General features: G+C 67.0%; 17 protein-coding genes. 8 read left to right on the top strand and 9 right to left on the bottom strand.

Translation table 11 applies throughout. The annotated features are described in order from the left end of the window. Positions 1 to 115: 115 nt before the first annotated feature. A complete protein-coding gene (locus tag V8683_RS05655; RefSeq protein ID WP_411189452.1) occupies positions 116 to 889 on the bottom strand; it encodes an arylesterase in 774 nt (257 codons plus the stop codon). 6 nt (positions 890 to 895) lie between these two features. On the opposite strand from V8683_RS05655, the gene V8683_RS05650 reads away from it, so the two are divergent. After that, positions 896 to 1,633, top strand: coding sequence for an ABC transporter ATP-binding protein (locus V8683_RS05650; protein WP_411189453.1), 738 nt, complete (start codon positions 896 to 898; stop codon positions 1,631 to 1,633). Between the two features lie 42 nt (positions 1,634 to 1,675). Here V8683_RS05650 and pgi read toward each other — a convergent pair whose 3' ends face one another. The 3 genes from pgi to V8683_RS05635 all read right to left on the bottom strand — a co-directional run bounded on the left by pgi (position 1,676) and on the right by V8683_RS05635 (position 6,523). Then, the gene (pgi, locus tag V8683_RS05645) at positions 1,676 to 3,295 is read right to left on the bottom strand and encodes a glucose-6-phosphate isomerase (RefSeq protein WP_411189454.1); all 1,620 of its coding nucleotides are present in this window, start codon (positions 3,293 to 3,295) and stop codon (positions 1,676 to 1,678) included. A 207-nt stretch (positions 3,296 to 3,502) separates the two neighbouring features. Beyond that, complete coding sequence (locus tag V8683_RS05640) at positions 3,503 to 5,095, bottom strand: NAD(P)H-hydrate dehydratase (protein ID WP_411190533.1); 1,593 nt, start codon at positions 5,093 to 5,095, stop codon at positions 3,503 to 3,505. A gap of 132 nt (positions 5,096 to 5,227) precedes the next feature. Then, positions 5,228 to 6,523 carry an FAD-dependent oxidoreductase gene (locus tag V8683_RS05635; RefSeq protein ID WP_411189455.1) on the bottom strand — a complete coding sequence of 432 codons (1,296 nt, stop codon included), beginning with the start codon at positions 6,521 to 6,523 and terminating at the stop codon, positions 5,228 to 5,230. Positions 6,524 to 6,916: 393 nt separating this feature from the next. Here V8683_RS05635 and purL point away from each other — a divergent pair, with 393 nt between their 5' ends. The 4 genes from purL to V8683_RS05615 all read left to right on the top strand — a co-directional run bounded on the left by purL (position 6,917) and on the right by V8683_RS05615 (position 13,003). Next, the gene (gene purL / locus V8683_RS05630; protein ID WP_411190534.1) at positions 6,917 to 11,002 is read left to right on the top strand and encodes a phosphoribosylformylglycinamidine synthase; all 4,086 of its coding nucleotides are present in this window, start codon (positions 6,917 to 6,919) and stop codon (positions 11,000 to 11,002) included. A gap of 141 nt (positions 11,003 to 11,143) precedes the next feature. Continuing rightward, positions 11,144 to 11,392, top strand: a complete 249-nt coding sequence (locus V8683_RS05625; RefSeq protein ID WP_411189456.1) for a type II toxin-antitoxin system Phd/YefM family antitoxin — start codon at positions 11,144 to 11,146, stop codon at positions 11,390 to 11,392. Beyond that, positions 11,389 to 11,775 (top strand): type II toxin-antitoxin system VapC family toxin, encoded by a 387-nt coding sequence (locus V8683_RS05620; protein WP_411189457.1) that lies wholly within the window; start codon positions 11,389 to 11,391, stop codon positions 11,773 to 11,775. The genes V8683_RS05625 and V8683_RS05620 overlap by 4 nt, the downstream gene beginning before the upstream one ends. Before the next feature lie 103 nt (positions 11,776 to 11,878). Beyond that, positions 11,879 to 13,003: a Fic family protein gene (locus V8683_RS05615; RefSeq protein WP_411189458.1), complete on the top strand. Its 1,125-nt coding sequence runs from the start codon at positions 11,879 to 11,881 to the stop codon at positions 13,001 to 13,003. Positions 13,004 to 13,111: 108 nt separating this feature from the next. Here the strand turns inward: V8683_RS05615 and V8683_RS05610 are convergent, their stop codons facing one another. The 5 genes from V8683_RS05610 to V8683_RS05590 all read right to left on the bottom strand — a co-directional run bounded on the left by V8683_RS05610 (position 13,112) and on the right by V8683_RS05590 (position 17,009). Further along, complete coding sequence (locus V8683_RS05610) at positions 13,112 to 13,891, bottom strand: peptidylprolyl isomerase (protein ID WP_411189459.1); 780 nt, start codon at positions 13,889 to 13,891, stop codon at positions 13,112 to 13,114. A 92-nt stretch (positions 13,892 to 13,983) separates the two neighbouring features. Then, positions 13,984 to 14,295: a BolA family protein gene (locus tag V8683_RS05605; RefSeq protein WP_411189460.1), complete on the bottom strand. Its 312-nt coding sequence runs from the start codon at positions 14,293 to 14,295 to the stop codon at positions 13,984 to 13,986. Next, positions 14,292 to 14,825: a septation protein A gene (locus tag V8683_RS05600; protein WP_411189461.1), complete on the bottom strand. Its 534-nt coding sequence runs from the start codon at positions 14,823 to 14,825 to the stop codon at positions 14,292 to 14,294. Before V8683_RS05600 ends, V8683_RS05605 begins: the two co-directional genes overlap by 4 nt. 63 nt (positions 14,826 to 14,888) lie before the next feature. Further along, positions 14,889 to 15,308, bottom strand: coding sequence for a peptide-methionine (R)-S-oxide reductase MsrB (gene msrB / locus V8683_RS05595; protein ID WP_411189462.1), 420 nt, complete (start codon positions 15,306 to 15,308; stop codon positions 14,889 to 14,891). A gap of 57 nt (positions 15,309 to 15,365) precedes the next feature. Continuing rightward, positions 15,366 to 17,009, bottom strand: coding sequence for a protein adenylyltransferase SelO (locus V8683_RS05590; RefSeq protein ID WP_411189463.1), 1,644 nt, complete (start codon positions 17,007 to 17,009; stop codon positions 15,366 to 15,368). Between the two features lie 141 nt (positions 17,010 to 17,150). On the opposite strand from V8683_RS05590, the gene V8683_RS05585 reads away from it, so the two are divergent. The 3 genes from V8683_RS05585 (at position 17,151) to pncA (ending at position 21,764) form a co-directional block, all read left to right on the top strand. Continuing rightward, entirely contained in the window at positions 17,151 to 18,845 is a 1,695-nt protein-coding gene (locus tag V8683_RS05585; RefSeq protein WP_411189464.1) for a 3-(methylthio)propionyl-CoA ligase, read from the top strand. A 180-nt stretch (positions 18,846 to 19,025) separates the two neighbouring features. Then, a complete protein-coding gene (locus V8683_RS05580) occupies positions 19,026 to 21,107 on the top strand; it encodes a 3-hydroxyacyl-CoA dehydrogenase NAD-binding domain-containing protein (protein ID WP_411189465.1) in 2,082 nt (693 codons plus the stop codon). Positions 21,108 to 21,128: 21 nt separating this feature from the next. Beyond that, positions 21,129 to 21,764, top strand: a complete 636-nt coding sequence (pncA, locus tag V8683_RS05575; protein WP_411189466.1) for a bifunctional nicotinamidase/pyrazinamidase — start codon at positions 21,129 to 21,131, stop codon at positions 21,762 to 21,764. Positions 21,765 to 21,815: the final 51 nt, after the last annotated feature.

Raw genomic sequence — 21,815 nt, 5'->3', positions numbered from 1 at the left:
CTCCCTCCAGTCAGGGTCGATCGGAATCGGACGCATGCCGCTCGTCCGGCAAAGGTTCCATGACCGATTCGCCGGGGCCCGGAGCCGCAAGACGCCGCTTGACGTCCTGCTCCGGCTAGCGCCGGGCACCGCTCTCCAGCAGCGGCTTCAGCGTCGGCCACACGTTATCGAGAAGCAATGACTGTGCCTGCTGGGTGGGGTGGATCTGGTCGGACTGGAAGAGGTCGGGTTTGTCGGCGAGCCCGGCAAGCAGGAACGGGACCAGCGGCACGTTCAGTTCCTTCGACAACTGGCCATACAGGCCATGGAATTTCTGAGTGTAGTCGGGGCCGTAATTGGGCGGCACGTACATGCCCACGAGCATCGGCTTCGCGTTGCCCTTGCGGACTTCGGCGATGATGGCGCGCAGGTTGCTGTCGGTGGTGGAGAGCGGTACGCCGCGCAGCGCGTCGTTGGCGCCCAGCTCGACGATCACGATGGCGGGCTTGAGGCGTTGCATCACGAGCGGCAGACGCGCGAGGCCGCCGCTCGTGGTGTCGCCGCTGATGCTCGCGTTCGCGACGCTATAATCGATTCGGTCGCTGGCCAGCCGCTCGCGCATCAGCGCGACCCACCCGGTGTCGCGAGGTAGTCCGTATTCGGCGGAGAGACTATCGCCGAGCACGACGATCATGGGCTTCGCGGCGTTGACCGCGGTTGGCGCCGCAGTCGGTGCCGTAGCCGCGCAGGCCGCCTGGGCGGCGAGGGCAAGACCGCTTGCGGCGAGTCCGGCGGCGAGAAATGCGGAGAGCGATGTGGAAAGAAGCGCGGCGAAGCATCCGGCGAGTTGGGTGCGTGCGGAGGAAAATGCGCTGCGAAGCGCCTTGACGGCTAACCTGTGCTTGATCATGTGCGAATGAATAGCGATCCAGTCATCGAAGTGCGGGGGTTGTGCAAGCGGGTCACCGATGCCACCGGTGAGCTGACGATCCTCGAGGGCATCGACCTCACCGTTGCCGCCGGCAGCAGCGTGGCGATCATCGGCGCGTCGGGCTCGGGCAAGTCTACGCTGCTCGGCCTGCTAGCGGGGTTGGACAGTGCGAGCGCGGGCTCCGTTCGGCTGCTGGGCCAGGAGCTGACCGGGATGGCCGAGGATCAGCGTGCGGCGCTGCGCAACGGCTCGGTGGGTTTCGTGTTCCAGTCGTTCCAGTTGATGCCGCATCTCACGGCACTCGAGAACGTTGCGCTGCCGCTGGAACTGCAGGGCGGCATGGCCTCGCGCGAGGCCTATCTGCGCGCCCGCGCGCTGCTCGAACGTGTCGGCCTCGGCCAGCGCACCGCGCACTATCCAAAGCTGCTTTCCGGCGGCGAGCAGCAGCGCGTGGCGCTCGCTCGCGCGTTCGTCACCCACCCGTCCGTGCTCTTTGCCGACGAACCGACGGGCAGTCTCGACGCCGCCACGGGCCATGCCGTCATCGACCTGATGTTCGAGATGAATCGCGCGAACGGTGCGACGCTCGTTCTGGTCACGCATGACATCGATCTTGCGCGCCGCTGCGATAGCACGGTGACGATCGAGGCAGGCCGGCGCGTGATGCCTGGGGCGCTGGATGCCGGTGCGCGCACGTCCGGCCAGGTCGAGGCGGGCCGCTAGGAAACGAGGCACAGGGCGCGCCCTTGTGCCTCAGTTCCGTTCTCAGCGCTTGAGCGCGGCGCGTGCCCGTGCGATCAGCGCGGCCGTCGACGAATCGTGCGCCTTCACGTCGCCCGGCGCGGCCGTGAGGTCGGCCTCCACCACCTTGCCCAGAATCTTGCCGAGCTCGACGCCCCACTGGTCGAACGGGTTGATATCCCACACCGTCGCCTGCACGAGCACCTTGTGCTCGTAGAGCGCGATCAGCGCGCCGAGCGAGCGGGCCGTGAGCGCGTCCACGAGCAGCGTCGTGGTCGGGCGGTTGCCGGGGAACATGATGTGCGGCACGAGTTCGGGCTTGTCCGGGCCGGCGATCTTCCTGGCTTCTTCCTCGGTGCGGCCGAGCATCATCGCCTCGCTTTGCGCGAAGCAGTTCGCGAGCAGCTTCGGGTGATGATCGGCAAGCGGATGCTCGGGCGTGAGCACGGCAATGAAGTCGATCGGCACGATCGTCGTGCCCTGGTGAAGCATCTGGAAGAACGCGTGCTGGCCGTTCGTGCCAGGCTCCCCCCACGTAATCGCCGAGGTCGCGTAATCGACGAACTTGCCGTCGAGGCGCGCCTGCTTGCCGTTGCTCTCCATTTCGAGCTGCTGCAGGTACGAAGGCAGATAGTGCAGCGCCTCGGAGTACGGCGCGACGAGATAACTCTGCGAACCGAAGAAGTTGCGATACCAGATGCCGATCATGCCGAGCAGCACCGGCAGGTTCTTTTCGAGCGGGGTCTCGCGGAAGTGCTTGTCCATGTCGTGCGCGCCCGCGAGCAGCTCGTCGAACTGCTGCGGCCCGATCGCGATCATGATCGAGAGGCCCACGGCCGACCACAGCGAGTAGCGGCCGCCCACCCAGTCCCACATCTCGAACACGTTGTCCTTTGCGATGCCGAACTTCACGACCTCGGCCGGATTGGCCGAGACGCCGACGAAGTGCTTCGCGAGCGCGCTTTCGGGGCAGCCGTGCTTGACGAACCAGTCGCGCATCGAACGCGCGTTCGTCATGGTTTCGAGCGTCGTGAAGGTCTTCGAGACGATGATGGCCAGCGTCTCTTCCGGATCGATGTTTTCGATGACGCGCCACAGGTCCGCGCCGTCGACGTTGGAGACGAAGTGCGACGTGATCTCGGGCAATTCGAGGTGCTGGAGCGCGTGCACGACCATCTTCGGCCCGAGGTCCGACCCGCCGATGCCGATGTTCACGACGTGACGGATGCGCTTGCCCGTATAGCCGGTCCAGGCGCCGCTGCGCACGGCGTCGGCGAATTTCGCCATTTTTGCGCGCTCGGCGAGGATCTGCGTATGGAAGGGCGCGTCGGGCTCGGTCGCGCGCAAGGCCGTGTGCAGTGCCGCGCGGCCTTCCGTCGGGTTGACGATCTCACCCGCGAACATGGCGTCGCGGCGCGCCTCGACGCCGGCCTCGCGGGCGAGCTGCACCAGCAGCTTCAGCGTGGCGTCGGTGATGCGGTTTTTCGAGAAGTCGGCCGCGAGGCCGCCGCCCGCGTACGTGTAGCGTTCGGCGCGGGTGGGCGCGGGGTCGTTGGCGGGCGCGAACCAGTCACGCAGGCGTTCGTTGCGGATCTGTTCGTAGTGCGCCTGAAGCGCGGACCATGCAGGGAGGGGATTCGTCATGTTCGTCTGGCGGGGAAGAACGAATGGAGAACGCGCGGGCGCGAGGTCGCCGGTGAGGCAGGCGAAGGCTGTACGCGCCGCAGGGATGCGAGCCCGCGTCCAATGGATTTTGGGCTACGCGGTGAATCAGTATAGCGGTCCCGCGCGTGCCTGCGCGAAGCGTGTCCCGCGCACGGTCGTGCGTTTTGCAGGCAACAGCCGCGAACGTCAGCCACGCGACGAGTAGAACAGCCGGTTCATCAGCCGCCGCACCGCCGGCGCCAGTTCGCCTGCCGTGAGACCCGCGGGGCCGGTGCCTTCGGCGCTGAGCGTGTCGGCGGCGAGCCCGTGCAGCCAGACGCCCGCGAGCGCCGCTTCGAACGGTGGCAGGCGCTGCGCGAGCAGGGCGCCGATCAGGCCGCCGAGCACGTCGCCCGTGCCGCCTGTCGCAAGCCCCGCATTGCCGGTGGGGTTGACGGCAACGCGGCCGTCCGGCGCCGCAATGACCGTGCCGCTGCCCTTGAGCACGGCCACGGCGGCGAGGCGGGCCGCCAGCGCGCGTGCGGCGGCGAGGCGGTCGCGCTGGACCGAGGCCGTTTCGGTGGCCAGCAGGCGCGCTGCCTCAAGCGGATGCGGCGTGATCACGCACGGTAGGGTGCGGGCGGCGGCGCGCGCCGCGAGGGCTTCGTCGCGGGCCACGAGGTTGAGTGCGTCGGCATCGAGCAGAACGGGGGCGTCGAGCTGCAGGATCTGGTCGACGAGACTGCGGGCCGAGGCGCTGCCGCCCATGCCGCAGCCCGCGGCGACGGCGTCGAGCGTGCCGAGCGCGAGCTTGCCTGCGGCATGCAGCATCAGTTCGGGATGCGGCGGATCGTAGGGTGGCGCGTCGCTGCCGATGAAGCCCACGTGCACCTTGCCCGCACCCGTCAGCAGCGCGGCGCGCGCGGCGAGGATGGGCGCGCCGCACATGCCGGTGTCGCCGCCGATCACGGCGAGCGTGCCGTACGTGCCTTTGTGCGTCGAGTAGTCCCGGGCGGGCAGCGAGGGGGCGAAGAGCGACGGGGCGTTCAGGCGTGCCGGGCCTGGGGCATTCGGTGCATCAATGCCCGCTGTGACACCGATCGGCGCGACAGTCACGGCACCCGCGTAATCGCGGCCCTCGCCGGTGTAGAGGCCGGGCTTGGCCGCGATGAAGGTGACCGTGTGCGTTGCGCGCACGGCGGGGCCGGTGCCGACCACGTTGCCGGTGTCACTGTCGAGGCCGCTCGGCACATCCAGCGCGAGCACGTGGCCGTCACTGCGCGCCCTGGCCGAGAGGCGCGCGGCGAGACCGGCGAAGACGCCTTCGAGGCCGCGCGCGAGCCCGATGCCGAACATGCCGTCGACGAGCCAGCCGTAGGCGTCGAACGCATCGGGCGGCACGGCGCCGATGGGCACGCCAGCCGCGCGGGCTTCGGCCAACGCCCAGCAGGCGTCGTCCGGCTTGACCTCGACGGGCATGCAGACCTCCACGGGCACGCCCGCGCGGTGCAGTTCAGTTGCGACGACCAGGGCGTCGCCGCCGTTGTTGCCTGGCCCGGCAACGAGCCAGACGGGCCGTCCTGCGGCCGGCGAGGGCGCATGGGCGATGTGCTCGCGCAGGAAGCGGGCGGCGGCGGCCCCGGCGCGCGCCATCAGCGCATGCGCGGGCAGTTCGGCCTGTGCCGCGGTCTCGGCGACGCGCAGTTCCGCGACGGTAAGGAGCGGCACGGCCTCGTCGTGTGGCGTAACCAGGGTGGGGACGGCAGAGCCGGAGCGATGGGAAAGCGGCGAATCGGGCATGGCGTCGGCGAAGCGGAGGGTATCGACAATGCAACGATACCTGAGCGACCCCGGCCGGGCGAGGGCGGTCACGCTCCGCCGCCGGCCGGGCTGCCGCGCAGGTCGGGCGGCAGCCGTCGGCGCGAACGGGTTTTAGCCGCGCTCGGGCCGCAGCGCGGCGACGGTTTCTGCCGGCAACCCGGGCGCGATGCCCGACACCTGTTGCGCGACAAGCTGCGCCGAGCCCAGCGCGAGCGCCCAGCCCGCGGGCCCGTGACCGGCGTTCACGAAGAGTCGCGGATGCCCCGCGTTGCCGACCGCGGGCAGGCCGTCGGCCGAAAGCAGCTTCATGCCTTCCCACGCGAGGGCTGCGGAAATGCGCGCCGCGCCGGGTGCCCAGTCGCGCGAAGCCTCGCCGAGCAGGGCGAGCGCGTCTTCGGTCAGCGCCTCGGGCAGCGGCTCGTCGATCTGGCGGGCGTGCAGCAGCACCGCGCCGCCCGAGATGCGCAGGCGGTGGTTCACGCGTGTGATCGCGATACGCCGCGCCGCGTCGACGATCGTGTGGTGCGGCACGCACTCCTCGTGCGCCACCGGGGCGTTCAGCGTGTGCACGCGCAACGGATAGAGCGGCAGCTTGATCCCGAGCGGCGCGAGCAGGCGGGGCGTCTGCGCGCCCGCGGCAACCACCACGGCGTCGGCGGAAATCACTTCGACGTCGCGCGAGCGAGCCTCGTCGGGCTGGCGCGGCGCGAGCTCCACGGCCGCGCGGCCGCTTTCCAGCCGGATCGCGCTGACCGCGCGGCCCGTCTGGAACTGCACGCCGCCCTGCATATCGAGCACCTGCTTGAGCTGCTTCACGAAGAGCGGACAGTTCGCCACCCGGCCGTTCTCGAAGTGCACGCCGCCCGCGAACGGCGGGTCGGCGGGGAGATTGGGTTCGAACGCAAGGCATTCGGCGGCGCTGAGCGCATGGTGCGGCACCTCGAAGCGGCGCAGCAGTTCCAGCGCGGGCTGCGTCAGCGCCCATTCGTCGCTGCCGCGCACGAGGTAGACGAGGCCCTCGCGCTGTTCGTACTCGAGCTGGAAGCGGCCTTCGGCGTCGGCCAGGACGGCTTCCGCCGCGTCGATCAGCGGACGCAGCAGCGCGTAGCGCGCCTCGAAGGGCTCGGAGCCGTGGAGGGCGCCCAGTCGCTTGACGAACGCGCGCGCCTGGCCGGTAAAGCCCGTCTTGCAGATCACGCCGCCCGTGGACTGCCGGCCGTCGCGCAGGAACGTGGGACCGAACCACACGTCGATCGGCGTGGGCAACGCGATGCCGCTGTGGCCGTAGGTGGCGCCTTGCGCGACCGTGGCGTGGCGTTCGACCACGCAGACGCGATGGCCCGCCGCGCGCAGTTGGTAGGCGGTAGCGACGCCGGCGATTCCGCCGCCAATGACGATGACATCCATGACGATACGATCTGCAGGCAGATGGCGCGCCGATGACCGCTGTGATGACGGTCAGGTCGTGCCGTGCCGGGGTAGGGCGTGCGGCGCGAGCTTCCGCAGATTGACGGGTTCGCGCGCCGATCGGGTGAAACGCGCAATGATAGCAGCCAAACGGGGCGGCTCGCCATGTGCGGCGTGCTGGAAAGCTTCCCGGCGGGTCGGCTGGAGCGGGCCTTCCGGGTTATAATCGCGATCTCCCTTTTGCCTGATGTCGCCCCTCGCGCGCGACGCATCGCCATTTTTGCGATGGCCGCCGCGCGAGGCGAAATTTGCGCCCCGGCTTCATGACGCAAATTCGTGACGCAGATTCGCGACACCAACCCGCGACGTAACTTCGACGCAACGCCCCAGTCCATGGCCCACTTCTCGTGTTTCCCCGGCGCTTCGGCCCTCTCCGACTTCCGTCAAACCCGCCTTCTCGAAACGCTCCAGCGTATCGACGCCAACATCGTCGGCGTGCACGGTCAGTATCTGCACTTCGTCAATGCGGCTGCGCCGCTCAGCGCCGAGGACAGCGCGAAGATCGACGCGCTCATGCACTACGGCGCGCCGTTCGCGGCACCGCAGGAGCGCGGCGGCGCCGTGACGTTCCTCGTCGTGCCCCGCTTCGGCACGGTGTCGCCGTGGGCGAGCAAGGCCACGGACATCGCGCATCACTGCGGTCTCGAACAGGTACGCCGCATCGAGCGCGGCGTCGAATATACGGTCGTGCTGAAGTCGGGGCTCCTCGGCGGCAAGAAGACGCTTTCCGACGAAGCGCGCGAAGCGGTCGCGGCGGCGCTGCACGACCGCATGACCGAAAGCGTGGCGGCCTCGCGCGACACGGCGCAGCAACTCTTCGACGAACTGCCCGCGAAGCCGATGCAGACCGTTGACGTGCTGGGCCACGGCCGCAAGGCGCTGGAGACGGCGAACGGCGAACTGGGCCTCGCGCTCGCCGACGACGAAATCGACTATCTCGTCAACGCGTTCACGAAGCTCGAGCGCAATCCCACCGACGTCGAGCTGATGATGTTCGCGCAGGCCAACAGCGAACACTGCCGCCACAAGATCTTCAACGCGACCTGGACGATCGACGGCCAGGAGCAGGAGCTCTCGCTCTTCGCGATGATCCGCAACACCGAGAAGATGAGCCCGCAAGGCACGATCGTCGCGTACTCGGACAACTCGTCGATCATGGAAGGCGCCGTGGCCGAGCGCTGGTTCCCGCGCAAGAACGGAGCGGACGGCACACCGGGCGAGCAGTACGGCCGCCACACCGAACTCACGCACACGCTGATGAAGGTGGAGACGCACAACCACCCCACGGCGATCTCGCCGTTCGCGGGCGCGGCAACGGGCTCGGGCGGCGAAATCCGCGACGAAGGCGCGACGGGCCGCGGCGCCCGTCCGAAGGCCGGTCTCACGGGCTTCACGGTCTCGAACCTTGATTTGCCCGAAGCACGCGAAACGTGGGAAAACGCGCGCGACGCGGCCACGCCGCCCGCGCACCGCAATCCGGCCGATGAGGCGCAGGCCTATGGCCGTCCGGACCGCATTGCCTCGCCGCTGCAGATCATGATCGACGGGCCGCTCGGCGGTGCCGCCTTCAACAACGAATTCGGCCGCCCGAACCTGGGCGGCTATTTCCGCGTCTACGAGCAGAATGTTGCGGGCACCGTGCGCGGCTACCACAAGCCGATCATGATCGCGGGCGGCATCGGCAATATCAGCGCGCAGCACACGCACAAGCATGACCTGCCGGCGGGCACGCTGCTGATCCAGATCGGCGGCCCCGGCATGCGCATCGGCATGGGCGGCGGCGCGGCCAGTTCGATGGCGACCGGCACCAACACGGCCGAACTCGACTTCGACTCCGTGCAGCGCGGCAATCCGGAAATCGAGCGCCGCGCGCAGGAAGTCATCAACTCGTGCTGGCAACTGGGCGAAGGCAACCCGATTCTCTCGATCCACGACGTGGGCGCGGGCGGTCTCTCGAACGCGTTCCCCGAGCTCGTGGACGGCGCCGACAAGGGTGCGCGCTTCGAACTGCGCAAGGTGCAACTGGAAGAATCCGGCCTCTCGCCGCGCGAAATCTGGTCGAACGAATCGCAGGAGCGCTATGTCCTCGCGATTTCGCCCGCCGACCTGCCGGCCTTCGAAGCGATCTGCGTGCGCGAGCGCTGCCCTTTCGCGGTCGTGGGCGTCGCGACCGAAGCGCGCGAACTCAAGCTGATCGACACCGACGAAGCGGCGCTTGCCGCGAACGGCGGCCACCAGCCCGTCGACATGCCGATGGACATCCTGCTCGGCAAGCCGCCGCGCATGCATCGCGACGTCGCGCACGCGAGCACGCCGCTCGTGCCCGTGGACGTGACCGGCATCGCCTTCGACGAAGTCGCGAAAAGCGTGCTGCGCCATCCGACCGTCGGCAGCAAGTCCTTCCTCATCACCATCGGCGACCGCTCGGTGGGCGGCACGAGCGTGCGCGACCAGATGGTCGGCCCGTGGCAGGTGCCGGTGGCCGACTGCGCGATCACCGCGCTCGACTACGCCGGCTACAAGGGCGAGGCGATGACGATGGCCGAGCGCACGCCGCTCGCCGTGATCGATGCGCCCGCATCGGGCCGCATGGCCGTGGGCGAGGCGATCACGAACATCGCGTCCGCGCCCATCGCCTCGCTCGACAAGCTCAAGCTCTCGGCGAACTGGATGGCCGCATGCGGCGCGCCGGGCGAGGACGCCGCGCTCTACGACACCGTGAAGGCGATCGGCATGGAACTGTGCCCGGCGCTCGGCATCGGCATTCCGGTGGGCAAGGATTCGCTCTCGATGCGTACGAAGTGGAACGACGAGGGTGTCGCGAAGGAAGTGGTCGCACCGGTGTCGCTCATCATCTCGGCGTTCGCGCCGGTCGAGGACGTGCGCCGCCATCTCACGCCGCAACTGCGCCGTACCGACGAAGCGGGCCGCAGCGTCGATTCCGTGCTGATCGCGATCGATCTGGGCCGCGGCAAGAACCGCCTCGGCGGCAGCATCTTCGCGCAGGTCACGCAGCAGGTGGGGGACGCGGTGCCCGACGTGGACAGTGCGGAAGACCTCAAGCAGTTCTTCACGGCCATCCAGCAACTGAACGCGAACGAGCAACTGCTCGCGTACCACGACCGCTCGGACGGCGGCCTCTGGGCCACCGTCTGCGAAATGGCGTTCGCGGGCCACACCGGTGTGTCGCTGAACGTGGACATGCTGGCGCTCGACTCCGACCACGAATCCGACTACGGCGACGCAAAGGACTGGGCGAAGCAGACGAGCGGCCGCCGCGAGGACCGCACGCTGCGCGCGCTCTTCTCCGAGGAGCTCGGCGCCGTGATTCAGGTGCCGGTACAACAGCGCGACGCCGTGTTCGCCGTGCTGCGTCAGCATGGTCTTTCGGCTTGCTCGCACGTGGTCGGCCAGTTGAACGACCGTGACGCGATCGAGATCTATCGCGACGCGAAGCGTATTTACGAAGCACCGCGCGCCGAACTGCAGCGCGCATGGAGCGAAGTGAGCTGGCGCATCGCGCGCCTGCGCGACAATCCGGCCTGCGCCGATGCCGAATACGACGCGTTGCTCGACGCGGCCGATCCGGGCATGCAGCCGCATCTTACGTTCGATGCGGCCGACGATATCGCCGCTCCGTTCGTCGCGACCGGGGCGCGCCCGCGTGTCGCGATCCTGCGCGAGCAGGGTGTGAACTCGCATCTCGAGACCGCCTATGCGTTCGACCGCGCGGGCTTCGACGCGCACGACGTCCATATGAGCGACCTGCTGGAAGGCCGCGCGACGCTCGCCGATTTCGCGGGCGCCGTGGCGTGCGGTGGCTTCTCGTATGGCGACGTGCTGGGCGCGGGCGAGGGCTGGGCGAAGACGATCCGCTTCAACGCCAGGCTCGCGGACATGTTCGCCGCCTTCTTCGCGCGTCCGGACACGTTCGCGCTCGGTATCTGCAACGGCTGCCAGATGTTGTCGAGTCTCGCCTCGATGATCCCCGGCGCGGATGCGTGGCCGAAGTTCACGCGCAACAAGTCGGAGCAGTTCGAAGCGCGCTTCTCGCTCGTGGAAGTGCAGAGTTCGCCGTCGATCTTCTTCGCAGGCATGGAAGGTTCGCGCATTCCGGTGGCGGTGGCGCACGGCGAAGGCTACGCGGACTTTTCGCAGCAGGGCGACCTTGCGAAGGTGGCGGTGGCGATGCGCTACGTCGATCACCGCGGACAGGCTACCGAGGGTTATCCGTTCAACCCGAACGGCTCGCCGCAGGGCATCACCTCGGTGACGACGCCCGACGGCCGCTTCACGGTGCTGATGCCGCACACGGAGCGCGTGCAGCGCACGGTGACGATGAGCTGGCATCCGCAAGCGTGGGGCGAGGCGAGCCCGTGGATGCGCGCGTTCCGCAATGCGCGCAAGTGGGTGGGCTAAGACAGCGTTGGCCTTGCCTTGACGACGAAAAGCCGACCCGCGAGGTCGGCTTTTTGTTGCGTGGCATTCAGTATCGATTCGGTGTCGGCTTGATTCGCGAGATTAGCCAGACTAGACTAAGCATATTAAACGGGAGCGCCCATGAACTACGTCAATATGCTCGAAGCCAAGTCGTCCCTGTCGCGCCTGGTGGAGGATGTCGAATTGGGGCGCGAAGCGGAAATCATCATTGCCCGTGGCGGCCGGCCGGTCGCGCGACTCGTGCCGCTGGCTCCGGTCGCGCCCGTAGAACGGCGTATTGGCGTGGCCAAAGGGCGCTTCGAGGTTCCCGACGACATCGACGCTCATAATGAAGAGGTGGCGAATCTCTTCCATGGAAGCGGCGCGTGAATCTTCTGCTCGACACGCATATCGCGCTTTGGGCCATCACGGATAGCCCGAAATTGTCCTCGACAGCGCGGGATCTGATTCTGGCGCAAACCAGTACTGTCTTCGTGAGTGTTGCGAGCCTCTGGGAAATCGGCATCAAGCATTCTTTGCAACGCGGCGATATGCCGGTCTCCGGAAAAGCCGCATTGGATTACTTCCGGGAAGCGGGGTATCGCATCCTGCCAATCGAAGCCGAACATGCAGCGGCCGTCGAAACACTGCCGTCGCACCATCAGGACCCGTTCGACCGGCTCCTCGTGGCCCAGGCGCTGACCGAACCGCTGCGCCTGATCACGCATGACCGGCAAATTGCGCGATATAGCGACACCATTATCCTGGTCTGATCGATACGGACTGAGCCAGATTGCGGCGAATAGGGCCTTTAATCACCGCATAAAATGCGGCGATTAACTTGCCCTTGCGGCGAATAGCGGCCATAATCACCGCATGAATAGCGGCGATTACACCTACATCTGGCAAGCCGGCGACTGGCCGAACTGGCGTTTCGACCTGGCGAAACTGGCAGCGCCCATGGCCGAGGTCAGTCGCGCCCAAGGCGTGTTGACGGGGCGGCTGGCCGATGTCGGCCTGGCGTTGCGCGACCAGGCCAGCCTTGCCGCGCTCACCGAGGACGTGGTCAAGACCAGCGAGATCGAGGGCGAACGGCTCGACGTTCAATCGGTGCGCTCGTCCATTGCCCGCCGTCTGGGTGTGGACGTCGGTGCGCTCGCGCCGGTGGACCGTCATGTGGAAGGCGTGATCGAGATGGTGCTCGACGCCACGACCCACAGCCAGTCTCCGGTCACAAGGGAACGCCTGTTTGGCTGGCACGCCGCGTTGTTCCCCACGGGCTATGCAGGCCTTTCCCGGATCAACGTTGGCGTCTGGCGCGACGACGCCAGCGGCCCTATGCAGGTGGTGTCGGGTCCGATCGGCCGCCAGCGCGTGCATTTCGAAGCACCGCCCGCAAACCGGCTGGAGGCCGAAACCGGCCGCTTCCTCGACTGGATCAATGGTCCCGCCAAAGAGCCGCCGCTGATCAGGGCCGCCCTCGGTCATTTGTGGTTCGTGACACTGCACCCGTTCGACGACGGCAACGGCCGGATCGCAAGAGCGATCGGCGATTTGCTGCTCGCCCGTGCCGACGGCAGCCTGCAACGGTTCTACAGTCTGTCGGCGCAGATTCAGCGAGAGCGAGCGGGATACTACGACATTCTGGAGCGCACGCAGAAGCGGGGCCTGGACGTGACGGAGTGGCTGCTCTGGTTCTTCGACGCGCTACATCGTGCGGTCGACCAGGCGCAGTTCACGCTCGACGCGGTGCTGACCAAAGCGCGCTTCTGGCGCGAGTGGGCAACGTCGCCATTCAACGAACGCCAGGTGAAGCTGCTCAACAAACTGCTCGATGGTTTCGACGGCAAGCTCACGAGCGGCAAATGGGCGGCCATTGCCAAATGTTCTTCCGATACGGCCTTGCGCGACATCAACGATTTGCTGACGCGTGGGGTGTTGCGGAAGACGGAGGGCGGTGGCCGGAGCACGAGCTACGAGCTGAGCGAGCTTCCCGGATAGCTGCGTGATCGCGGCCAGCGCGTGCAGCAACAGGCAAAAGGGAGGGCCAACAAAAAACCCGCGCCATCAAGGTCGCGGGTTTTTCGTCGCAGCGACGCACCGTGTGCGTTACTGGATCTTCGCCTGCTTGCGCAGATTCTCTTCGAACGCCTGCAGCTTCTCCTGCTGCAGTTGCTGCACGATCTGCGGGCGCACCTGGTCGAGCGGGGGCGGCGTGATCGCGCGGATGTCGTCCACGCGGATGATGTGCCAGCCGAACTGCGTGTGCACCGGCGTATCGGTCATCTGACCTTTCTGCAGATGCGTTGCCGCTGCGGCGAATTCGGGCACGTAGGCCTTCGGATCCGACCAGTCGAGGTCGCCGCCATTCTTCGCCGAGCCCGGATCCTTCGAATACTGCTTCGCGAGGTCTTCGAAGCTCGCGCCGGCCTTGATCTTCGCGATCAGGTCCTTCGCTTCCTGCTCGTTGTCCACGAGAATGTGGTGCAGGTGATACTCGCTGCCGCCCGCGTCCTTGACCAGTTGGTCATAGCGCGCCTTGACTTCGGCGTCGGTCGGCGGGTTGTTCTTCACGAAGTTTTCGATCAGCGCGCGCAGCACGACCGTCTGCTGGGCCACGGCGATCTGCGCCTTCACGTCCGGCTGGTTCGGAATGCCTTCGCGAATCGCTTCCTGCATCAGGATCTCGCGGTTCACGAGTTCTTCACGCACGGCCGCCTGCAACTGCGGGGAGTCCTGCTGGCCTTGGTGGACGAGCTGTTCGACGAGCGCATCGGCGCGTGCTTTGGGAATCGGCGTGCCGTTCACGACGGCGATGTTCTGCGCGAAAGCGGGAGCCGCCGCGCAAGCAGCCAGCAACACCCAGAGACGGGTTTTCTTCAAGGTCATCGGAAAGTCCTAACAGGGCGAACCCAAAGGGCAACTAAACGGGAACGAATGGGCAACCAAAGGGAAACCAAAAGGCTAACGGGAAAGCAGGGCTACCGTGGCAGCGCTGCAGCTTCTTCGGGCGTGAGCGCCGTGATCGCGAGGGCGTGAATGCCGCGCTGCATCGCCTCGGCCAGCGCATCATACACCATGCGATGCCTTGCCACGCGGGCTTTCCCCGCGAATGCGGCGGCCACGATCGTTACGCTGTAATGGCCGCCGGCCGCGGCGCCGGCATGGCCCGCGTGCTGTGCGCTGTCGTCGCGCACCGAGATCGAGGCGATGGGCGCAAGCGCCGTCGCGAGGCGCGACTCGATCAGCGCCATGCGTTCGGCCGGGCTTGCGTTCAGGAAGACGTCGCTCATTCCTCTTCCTTGATGTAACGCGAAAGCCACAGACTCTGTCCGACGATGAACACCACGAGGATGCCGGTCGCGCCGAAGAGCTTGAAGTCGACCCACGCGTCGGTGGAGAAGTGGAACGCGACGAAGAGGTTCACGAGGCCGAGCAGCACGAAGAAGACCGCCCAGATCAGATTGAGCTGCGTCCAGACGCGATGCGGCAGGGTGATCTGCTTGCCCATCATCGCCTCGATGATGTTCTTGCCGAAGCCCAGTTGCGCGCCCAGCAACGCGACCGAGAAGGCCCAGTAAAGCACGGTGGGCTTCCACTTGATGAAGGTTTCGTCGTGCAGCACGAGCGTCGCGCCGCCGAACACCACGACGATGGCGAGCGACACCCACAGCATGGGATCGACCTTGCGGTGGCGGAAGGCTACCCAGGCGATCTGCACGAGCGTGGCGACGATGGCCACGGCCGTTGCCGTGAAGATGCCCCACAGCTTGAAGGCAACGAAGAAGAGGATGATCGGAAACAGATCAAACAGAAATTTCATTATCGGCCCGGAGGTTGGCGAAATGCGCCGTAAAAAGAGGGCGGGACGCCCAGGGCGCCGCGGTCACTTGGGCTCGAATTGTAGCGCAGCCGAATTGATGCAATACCGGAGGCCGGTCGGGGCGGGACCGTCCTCGAACACGTGGCCCAGATGCGCGCCGCAGTGCTTGCAGCGCACCTCGATGCGCAGCATGCCGTGCGAACGGTCCGTGCGCTCCTCGATCACCTCGCCGTTGATCGGGCGGAAGTAGCTCGGCCAGCCGCAGCCGGCGTCGAACTTCGTATCCGATTCGAAGAGCGGCGTACCGCAGCACACGCAATCGTAGACGCCGCGGTCCCAGTGATCCCAGTAGCGGCCCGTGAACGGGCGCTCGGTGGCCGCATGGCGCGTCACCTGGTAGTCCGTGCCCGAGAGCTGTTTGCGCCACGCTTCGTCGTCCTTGTGGCCGGGATAGGCGGGGGAATTGTGATCGTCATGGCTCATGTCGGGGGTCCTGTCTGGTGAAAGACAACGCTGAAAACGTGGGGCGGGCGCGGCGGCTCACGAAGAGCAGCTCACCGAAAGCGTGCCGGCCCAATCGGGCGGCAGCGCCGCGTAAGCCTCGTGTTCGGGCTGTTCGTCGAATGGGCGCGAGAGCACCCGCGCGAGCCGTTCCACTTCGCTGAAATCCTTTTGTTGCGCGCGCTCGATCGCCGTTTGCGCGAGATGGTTGCGCAGCACGAACTTCGGATTCACACGGTTCATCGCCTCGGCGCGCGCTTCGTCGCCGCGTGGTTCCTCCTGAAGCCGGGCGCGGTAATCGTTTGCCCAGGCGTCGAAGGCCGGGCGATCGAGGAACAGGTCGCGCACGGGGGCGTCGCGGCGTTCCCCCTCCTTCGCGCCGTGCTTCGAGACACCGGCAAGATGGCGGAAGGTCAGCGTGAAGTCGGCACGGTTCGCGTGCATGATCTCGAAGAGCCGGTTCGAGAGCGCGTCGTCGCCCTCGCGTGCGGTTTCGAGGCCGAGCTTGGCGCGCATGCGCGCTTCCAGCGCCGGCGAGAAATAGGTCTTGAAGCGTTCGAGCACGGCCTGGGCGTCGGCCACCGCGCGTTCGCCGCGCGTTTTTTCGTCGGCGCTTTCGTCCGCGGCGTCGCGTTGCAGCCCGAAGAGCGGCAGCAGCGCCTGAGCGAGGCAGAAGAGATTCCAGTACGCGATCTGCGGCTGCATACGGTAGGCGTAGCGCCCCTGCGAATCCGAATGATTGCAGATGTGGTTCGCGTCGAAGCCGTCGATGAAGCCGAACGGACCGTAGTCGATCGTGAGGCCGAGGATCGACATGTTGTCGGTATTCATCACGCCGTGGCAGAAGCCCACGGCCTGCCATTCGACCATGAGGGCCGCCGTGCTGCGCACGGCCTCGTCGAGCAGCGCGAGATAGGGATCGTCGGCTTCGCGCAACTGCGGGTAGAAGCGCGCGATCACGTGATCGGCGAGCGCCTGTAGCGCGACGACGTTGTCGTTCGAGTAGAAGTGCTCGAAGTGGCCGAAGCGCACGAAGCTCGGCGAGACGCGCGTGACGACGGCAGCCGTTTCGCGTTCCTCGCGCCGCACCGGCAGGTCGGAGCCGATCACCGTGAGCGCGCGCGTCGTGGGAATGCCCAGATGATGCATGGCCTCCGAGCACAGGAATTCGCGGATCGACGAGCGCAGCACCGCGCGGCCGTCGCCCATGCGCGAGTAGGGCGTGCGCCCCCCGCCCTTGAGCTGGAGCTCGAAGCGCCGCCCGGCATGTTCGAGTTCGCCGATGCCGAGCGCGCGGCCGTCGCCGAGCTGGCCGGCCCACACACCGAACTGGTGCCCGGAATAGACCGAGGCATACGACATCGCCTCGCCCGCGCGTTCGCGCGTGGTGTTGCCCGCAAAGAGCGCGGCGAACGCAGGACGTGCGGGATCGGCGGCGAGCGCGGGATCGAGCCCGAGCAACGCGGCCGTGCCGGCCGAAAAGCCGACGAGGTAGGGCTCGGGCAGCGGTGCGGCCGGCAGCCGTGTGAGGAATGCCGGACCCAGTGAGGAAAACGCGTCGGCACGCGGCGTGGCGAGCTCGCGTTCGAGCGCCGCGAGCGGGCCCGGCTGGACGTCGGACTGGGCTTCGGGCGAGGCGGCGGGGCCTGCCTCTGAATGGGAAAGGCCTGGTGAAAACGACATGTTGAGCGCCTGTTGAATAGCCGATATTGTAAATCCGCGCCAGCCGGCGTGCTGGCCGGCCGCTCGGAGCCCCCCGGGGCGGGCTGCGGCGGCCGTGAGAACGATCGACAACAGACAAAGAGGGCGAGGAGACCAACAACGATGACTGCGACGACTGCGCCGCTGCTGGGACAGATGATGGACGTGCCGCTCAACCTGTCGTCGCTGCTCGTGCACGCGGCACGGCATCACGGCGACACGCAGATCGTGTCGCGCCGTATCGAAGGCGACGTGCATCGCTACACGTACCGCGAGTGCGAGACGCGCTCGAAGCGGCTCGCGCAGGCGCTCGTCGCGCTCGGCGTGGCGCCTGGAGAGCGCGTTGGCACGCTCGCCTGGAACGGTTATCGGCATCTGGAGGCGTACTTCGGCGTGACGGGTTTCGGCGCCGTTTGCCATACGATCAATCCGCGGCTCTTTCCCGAGCAGATCGCCTGGATCATCAACCACGCGGACGACCGCTACATCCTCTTCGACACCACGTTCGCGCCGCTCGTGGACACGCTCGCGCCGCAATGCCCGAACGTGCGCGGCTGGATTGCGCTGGCCGCGCAATCGCACCGGCCGGACATGCGGACCCCGGTGCTCTGCTACGAGACGCTGCTCGACGAACAGGACGGTCGCTATGACTGGCCGGCGCTCGACGAGCGCTGCGCGTCGAACCTCTGCTACACGTCCGGCACGACCGGCAATCCGAAGGGGGCGCTCTACACGCACCGCTCGCAGGTGCTGCATGCCTATGGCGCTTCGCTGCCCGACGCGATGGCGCTTTCCTCGCGCGACGCGATCCTGCCCGTGGTGCCGATGTTCCATGTGAACGCGTGGGGCATTCCGCACGCGGCGCCGCTGAACGGTGCGAAGCTCGTGCTGCCGGGCAAGGATCTGGACGGCAAGTCGCTCTACGAACTGATGGAAGCGGAGGGCGTGACCTGCTCGGCCGGCGTGCCGACCGTCTGGCTCGGGCTGCTCACCTATATGCGCGAGGCGGGCGTGAAGTTTTCCACGCTCCAGCGCACGGTGATCGGCGGTTCGGCGTGTCCGCCGGCCATGCTGCGTACCTACGAGGACGTCTACGGCGTGCAGGTGATCCACGCCTGGGGCATGACCGAGATGTCGCCGCTCGGCACGCTCGCGAAGCTGAACTGGGAGCAGTCGCAGCGGCCGCTGGATGCACAGCGCGCACTGCTGGAGAAGCAGGGGCGCGTGATTTTCGGCGTCGACATGAAGATCGTCGGCGAGGACGGGCGCGAACTGCCCTGGGACGGCGTGGCCTTCGGCGATCTGCACGTGCGCGGACCGTGGGTCATCGACCGCTATTTCCGCCAGGAGGGCACGCCGACTGTCGACGGCTGGTTTCCGACCGGCGACGTGGCGACCATCGATCCCGACGGCTTCCTCCATATCACCGACCGCAGCAAGGACGTGATCAAGTCGGGCGGGGAGTGGATCAGCTCGATCGATCTGGAGAACATCGCGGTCGCCCACCCGGCTATCGCCGAGGCCGCCTGCATTGCCTGCGCGCATCCTCGCTGGACCGAACGTCCCTTGATCGTCGCCGTGAAGAAGCCCGGCGCCGAGGTCACGCGCGAGGAACTGCTGGCCTTTTACGTCGGCAAGGTCGCGAAATGGTGGCAGCCCGACGACGTCGCGTTCGTCGAGTCGTTGCCGCATACGGCCACCGGCAAGCTGCAAAAGCTCAAGCTGCGCGAGCAGTTCCACGATTACGTCCTGCCAACGGCGCTCGCCGCCGAGGCGTCCTGTCCCATGAACGCGCCAGCGGGCCACGATCCGGCCTGATTGGGCCCGTTTGCGCCGTCTGCCGCAAGAAAACCGCAGCCTTCCACGAACACGCCGGCTGCGGTTTTTCGACAAAAATTGAACGAACGTTCTTTTTTGTGTATCCTGCTTGCTGACCGGGAATGTCGGACAATGAAGCCGGCGACGCACAACGCGGCCCGCAAGCATGGAGGCAGGCAAATGGCAGTGGACTATACGACTCGCGACGGCGTCGCCGTCATCACGCTCAACAACCCGCCCGTCAACGGCCTCGGGCATTCCACCCGGGCCGGCATCGTCGAGGGCATCGCGCGCGCCAACGGCGATCCGGCCGTCGCCGCCATCGTGATCACCGGCGCCGGCAAGGCGTTCTCGGGTGGCGCGGACATCACCGAATTCAACACGCCGAAGGCGACCCAGGAGCCCACGCTCCACACCGTCATCGACGAAGTCGAAAAGAGCGCCAAGCCCGTCGTCGCGGCGATTCACAGCGTCGCGATGGGCGGCGGCCTCGAACTCGCGCTCGGCGCGCACTATCGCATCGCCGCGCCCGGCGCGCAGATCGCGCTGCCCGAAGTAAAGCTCGGCATTCTGCCTGGCGCCGGCGGCACGCAGCGCCTGCCGCGCGCGCTCGGCCTTGAACCCGCGCTCAACATGATCGTGACCGGCACGCCGGTGCTGTCCGAAAAGCTCGCCGGCACGGGCCTCTTCGACGCCGTCGCGCAAGGCGATCTGCTCGACGAGGCCGTCGCGTTCGCACGCAAGGCCGCCGACCAGGCCGGCCCGCATCCGCTCGTGCGCAACCGCAAGATCGAGCATCCGAATGCCGAGGGCTTCCTGCAGTTCGCGCGCAATACGGTGGCCGCGATGGCGAAGAACTATCCGGCGCCCGTGAAGTGCGTCGACGCCATTGCCGCGGGGGCGAAGGACGGTTTCGTGAAGGGCCTCGCGTTCGAACGCGAATGCTTTGTCGAACTCGTGCAGACGCCGGAAAGCCGCGCGCTGCGCCACGCGTTCTTCGGCGAGCGCGCCGCGAGCAAGATCCCCGACGTGCCCTCGAACACGCCCACGCGCGACATCCAGCAGGTCGCGGTGATCGGCGCGGGCACGATGGGCGGCGGCATCACCATGAACTTCCTCAATGCGGGCGTGCCCGTCACGCTGCTCGAAATGAAGCAGGAGGCGCTCGACCGCGGCATCGCGACGATCCGCAAGAACTACGAGGCGCAGGTCAAGAAGGGCAAGCTCTCGGCCGAAAAGCTCGAAGCGCGCATGGCGCTGATCCGCCCGACGCTCACCTACGACGACCTCAAGCAGGCCGACCTCATCATCGAAGCCGTGTTCGAAGAATTGGGCGTGAAGGAAACGGTGTTCAAGCGCCTCGACGAAGTCGCGAAGCCCGGCGCAATCCTCGCCTCGAACACCTCGACGCTCGACGTCGACAAGATCGCCGCCTTCACGAAGCGTCCGCAGGACGTGGTGGGCATGCACTTCTTCAGCCCGGCCAACGTCATGAAGTTGCTCGAAGTCGTGCGCGGCAAGGAGACGGCGAAGGATGTGCTCGCAACGGTCATGCAGCTCGCGAAGAAGATCCGCAAGACAGCCGTGGTGTCGGGCGTGTGCGACGGCTTCATCGGCAACCGCATGATCGAGCAGTATGTGCGCCAGGCGCTCTACCTGCTCGAAGAAGGCGCGCTGCCTGCGCAAGTGGACCGCGCAATCGAGAAGTTCGGCTTCGCGATGGGTCCGTTCCGCATGAGCGACCTCGCCGGCAACGATATCGGCTGGGCGATCCGCAAGCGCCGCTATCAGGAGAAGCCGGACCTCAAGTACTCGAAGATCGCTGATCGCCTTTGCGAAGGCGGGCGTTTCGGCCAGAAGACCGGCGCCGGCTGGTACGACTACAAGGCGGGCGAGCGCAACGCGTTGCCTTCGGCTCTCGTGGACGACATGATCGTCGCGTACTCGAAGGAAGCAGGCATCGCGCGCCGCAAGATCGGCGACCAGGAAATCGTCGAGCGTCTCGTGTACGCGCTCGCGAACGAAGGCGCGAAGATCCTCGAAGAGGGCATCGCCTCGAAGGCGTCGGACATCGACATGGTCTATCTGACCGGCTACGGTTTCCCGCTGTGGCGCGGCGGCCCGATGCTCTATGCCGATACCGCGGGTCTGTACAACGTGGCGCGCGCGATTCGCCGCTACGCCGGGCAGCCCAACGGCGACGCATGGCAGATCGCGCCGTCGCTGGCCGACCTCGCCGAGAAAGGCGGCACCTTCAACTGAGTCGTTCACCGGACGGACATCATGAGAAGCGCGGACGACGTGCTGTTGCTGATCGACCTGCAATACGACTTCATGCCGGGCGGGGCGCTTGCCGTCGCGCACGGCGACGAAGTCGTGCCGGTCGTGAACCGGCTGGCGCAGGGTTTTGCCCACGTCGTGCTCACGCAGGACTGGCACCCGGCGCAGCACGTTTCGTTCGCCGCGAACCACGCAGGCTGTCAACCGTTCGAGACGATGGCATTGCCGTATGGCGAGCAGGTGCTGTGGCCCACGCATTGCGTGCAGGACAGCGAAGGCGCCGCGCTGCACCGCGGGCTCGAGGTGCCGCACGCTCGCGCGATCATCCGCAAAGGTCATCACGCGGACGTCGACAGTTACTCGGCCTTTCTCGAAGCCGACCGCAAGACGCCCACAGGCCTCGCGGGCTATCTGCGCGAAGCGGGTGCGAAGCGCGTGTACTGCTGCGGCCTCGCGACTGACTACTGCGTTGCGTGGTCCGCGCTCGATGCGCGTGCCGCCGGGTTCGAGGCGGTGCTGATCGAGGACGCCTCGCGTGCCATCGATCTGAACGGTTCGCTCGCCGCCGCCTGGGAACAACTGCTCGCCGCAGGCGTGGCGCGCGTGCAATCGGCAGAGGTGCTGAGTCGCGCCGCCTGAGCGTCTTTCATGAATGAACGGTCCGTCCCATCCCGAACATCCCGTCGCAGG

The organism is Paraburkholderia sp. AV2 (assembly GCF_054968425.1).
Note: the sequence above shows the minus strand (reverse complement) of the source record. Positions and strands in the feature narration are given on the sequence as shown.